The 2,865-nt window shown below is 63.1% G+C and carries 3 protein-coding genes; 1 reads left to right on the top strand and 2 read right to left on the bottom strand.

What is annotated here, in order from left to right:
• On the top strand, positions 1-529 hold a 529-nt coding region (locus HWN72_RS30475; protein ID WP_309141613.1), incomplete at its 5' end, for an arsinothricin resistance N-acetyltransferase ArsN1 family B.
• A gap of 198 nt (positions 530-727) precedes the next feature.
• On the opposite strand, the gene HWN72_RS30470 is transcribed toward HWN72_RS30475, so the two are convergent.
• The gene (locus HWN72_RS30470; protein WP_211152295.1) at positions 728-2,551 is read right to left on the bottom strand and encodes a ParB/RepB/Spo0J family partition protein; all 1,824 of its coding nucleotides are present in this window, start codon (positions 2,549-2,551) and stop codon (positions 728-730) included.
• Positions 2,552-2,591: 40 nt separating this feature from the next.
• The gene (locus tag HWN72_RS30465; RefSeq protein WP_008830625.1) at positions 2,592-2,783 is read right to left on the bottom strand and encodes a hypothetical protein; all 192 of its coding nucleotides are present in this window, start codon (positions 2,781-2,783) and stop codon (positions 2,592-2,594) included.
• Positions 2,784-2,865: the final 82 nt, after the last annotated feature.

Raw genomic sequence — 2,865 nt, 5'->3', positions numbered from 1 at the left:
CCATGCTTTCTGCCTCGTCATGGTCGCCCGCATGAAGGGACTGGCTCTTATCCGCGCCGCAACGACGGCCGACGCGCCCGCCATACAGGCGATCTATGCGCCCGTGGTCGAGCATACCGCCATTTCCTTCGAGGAAACGCCGCCCAGCGTGGCCGAGATGGCGGCGCGGATAGAGGTCACCATGCAGGATTATCCGTATCTGGTGGCAGAGCTGGATGGCCAGGTGGCTGGCTATGCCTATGCCAGCCAGCACCGCACTCGCGCGGCCTATCGCACATCCGTCGATGTGACGATCTACATTGCCGAGGGGGCAAGACGGAGCGGTGTGGGTCGCGCGCTATATGGCAAGCTGCTGCCTGCCCTTGCCGAGCGCGGCTTTCACGCGGCGTTCGCCGGCATTGCCCTGCCCAATCAAGGCAGCATCGCTCTGCATGAAAGCATGGGTTTCACACCTCTTGGTATCTATCATGAAGTGGGTAGCAAGTTCGGAAAGTGGCACGACGTAGGCTGGTGGCAACGGCTGCTGTGAAATAGCCCGCACCTTCTGGATTCCAGAGTTGCCCCGGCGCCGCGCGGCCTTGGTCGCGCGGCGCCGTGCGGTTCCGCCAGGAACAGCGAGCGCGCCCGTCATGCCGTGGCATGGTGGGCGCGCCGGGGCGACGGGCCGCACCGCACTGGATCTCGGCATGGAGAGAAGGGGGCCGGTTCGCACCAGCCCCCCATGCAATCAGGCATTTTCGTTTTCGGCCATATCCTCTTCGTCGATCCTGTCGCTGTCCTGATCCATGCCGCCAGCGCGCTGATCGAAGGCACCGATCTTCATGGGCGCGGGAAGCCAGCCAGCGGGCAAACGCTCCGATACATTGACGGCAAGGTCGGTCTTTTTCTTGATGGTGGCGCAGTTTTCCGCGCTCGGCGCGCCCACTTCTTCGCGCAGCACTTCAATCAACGCGGCACGGCGCATCTTGTCGAACAGGGCAATGGGAGCCTTCCACCGCGCTGCGATGTCCACCCCGCTCGCACGGGCGATCTGCTCGAACTGGTGATGGCGCTGGCCGGGGGAGCCACCCGAAAACACAGTGCCGTCCACGGTCATGGCAACAAGGCCCGCCAGTAGCGTCATCTTGTCGTCGCCCGTCATGGCCCGGATCGCCTCGAACCGACCTTCTTCGGGGATGGAAGCGAAGCGGGTTGCCATCACTTCTTCGACGGCCTGCACGTCGCTGGTCGCCATCAACTCGTCAGCAACCTCCGTCCCGATAGTCTTGGCCTGCACCTCGATGGCCATCTGGTAGCTGTGCGCGCCATGGAGCAACTGGCCTGCAAGGCTATCCAGCATGATGTCGAGCGCCAGCGCCGGGTCGGATGCGACCGCCTCCTGCACGATCCGCGTCTTGATACGCGAGAGATCGGCGAACAGGGCATTGCTATAGAGCGGGGTCGGTCCATCATGGCTCGTCTTGGGCTTGGGTTCGGCCTTGGCGCGATAGACGCTCTTGCCCAGCGTACCGTCTCGCGAAATCCAAAGCGCCACGCCGCCCACCGACACCTGTTCGGCCGTAAAGGCGCGCTGCCCCTCCATGATCGCTTCTTGCTCGTCCACCAGCGGTTCGATCCGCTCGCTGTCTTCGCCTTCATCGTCGGCAATCGCCTCGATCTCGGCGGCAAGAACGGCCATGCGTTCCGCTTCGGCCTCGGTCGGCTCGCGCGTTGCGGGGTACATGCTGCCCTTCATATAGAGGTCGTAGGGCCGCTCGATTTCGGCGCGCACTTCATGCCACCCGATGCTGCGATAGTCGGCTGCGATGGCCTCCAGCATTTCCTCTGCCATTTCCTGCACCAGTTCGGGGCTGTCGGCAAAGCCCTCAACCCCTTGGCTGAACAGGTCCACGGTGATCGTGCCGCCCTTCGCCTCATAGGCTTCGCGTCCGACGAACAGGAATATGCCGCTGGTTGTATCGACCTTTTCGGTAGTGAGCATCCGGCGGATGGTATGGGCCTGACCGTTCGCTGCCTTGCACACCTTCACTTGGAAGTCGTGATCGTCGGTGAGGGTCAACGCGCGGGCCGCTTCAAGGGTCAACTGGTCCTTGGCGATCAGGTCGATCAGTGCCGGGGCGAGCGCGGAAAGGCGCAGCATCTTATAGACGAAGCTGACGGCCTGACCGAACCGGGCCGCGATTTCCTCGGCGTCCATGCCGGTATCGCGCAGGGCTGCGAAGGCGCGGATGCTGTCGGCAGGGTGCATGTCCTCCCGCTGGAAATTCTCTGCCAGCGACAGTTCGATAGCCTCTTCCTTGCTGCGCACCTCGACGGGAAAAAGATCGCTGTTCCTGACCTTCTTGCGCTTCACCAGTTCCTTGAGGCCGCGATAACGCCGCCCGCCTGCGAACACCCACAACAGTCCGTCTTCCTCATAGGCGACAAGGTTCTGCAACAGGCCGTGCGCCTGAATGTCATCGGCCATGGACTCGATAGCCGATGGCTTGACGCGGCGCTGGTTGAGTGGGGAGAGACGAAGCTGCGACAGCTTGGCGGTGATGATAGCCATGATGGTTGCTCCTGATCTGTGGTGTCGATGATGGGGGAGGTCAGCCTTCGAGGGCTGCGAGTTCGTCAAATTCGGCGGATGCGCGCGCGGCGGCATCGCCTGCGTAGGTCGCCCCGGTGCGCGGATAGAAGAACACGCGCTCGCCCTTGCGGTAGGGGCTGCCGTCCGCGCTGGTCCCGTCTACCTTGGCCCGCTTCCAGTAGGGATCGCCCTTGTATCGTGTGTAAGCCATTGTCCTTCTTCTCCTTCCTTCGGGGCTGAAAGCCGCTTGCTCTGCGGCATGCGGCTCTGCCTCTCCGGCGAGGAGCGGGATG

This window comes from Novosphingobium sp. HR1a, assembly GCF_015594425.1.
GTDB classification, from domain to species: Bacteria; Pseudomonadota; Alphaproteobacteria; order Sphingomonadales; family Sphingomonadaceae; genus Novosphingobium; species Novosphingobium resinovorum_A.
Note: the sequence above shows the minus strand (reverse complement) of the source record. Positions and strands in the feature narration are given on the sequence as shown.

Bases quoted from the DNA above. Each gene is read 5' to 3' on its own strand.
- HWN72_RS30470 (WP_211152295.1), bottom strand. From the start codon at position 2,551: ATGGCTATCATCACCGCCAAGCTGTCGCAGCTTCGTCTCTCCCCACTC.
- HWN72_RS30465 (WP_008830625.1), bottom strand. From the start codon at position 2,783: ATGGCTTACACACGATACAAGGGCGATCCCTACTGGAAGCGGGCCAAG.